This is a genomic window from Paraburkholderia ginsengiterrae (genome assembly GCF_001645125.1).
GTDB lineage: Bacteria > Pseudomonadota > Gammaproteobacteria > Burkholderiales > Burkholderiaceae > Paraburkholderia > Paraburkholderia ginsengiterrae.
On record NZ_LXKA01000095.1, the window covers coordinates 1 to 520 of the forward strand.

The following is a 520-nucleotide window of genomic DNA, read 5'->3' on the forward strand; positions in this document are numbered from 1 at the left end:
CGACGGAGGGTGACATGGGATGTGGATGACAGCGCGGTGGCAGGAGTGTGGAGGAGGGGTGAGGTAGGGGGACTGGACGGTGCGGTGGCAGGCGGCGCGGGGTCAGCGAGAGGAGAGAGACGTCAGGGGGGGGCGGGGCGAATGGGCGGCACAGGAGGGGGAGGGAGGGTCGCTGGGCTGGGAGGCACAGACGAAGAGTCACGACGCCAGGCGCGCAGTGGACGGCGTGACGAGCGGGATGAGCGGGATAGTGGCGTCCGCGCTGGAGGAGAGCGGCGGCATCGAACACGCGACCGTCCGGACCGAATTGCACCAGTATGCGCGCGAGCCCGGGTGAATCACGCCGGGTACGCGTCGTAGCGGTGCAAGCAGACGCAGGTTTCGATGCGCCCGCACGGCGCGCGGTCGAGCCACTGATACATGCCCCATAGACAGGACAGGCCACGCGCATAGGTGGAATACGTGTGGTACACCACGGCGTCGTCCAGCACAGATGCGATCATGCCTGGCGGGTCGCGGG

1 protein-coding gene is annotated in these 520 nt (G+C 68.5%); it reads right to left on the bottom strand.

The window, feature by feature from the left end; genetic code table 11:
* Positions 1 to 338: 338 nt before the first annotated feature.
* The coding region (locus A6V37_RS38815) for a DUF899 family protein (RefSeq protein ID WP_157447853.1) at positions 339 to 520 on the bottom strand (182 nt) is incomplete at its 5' end.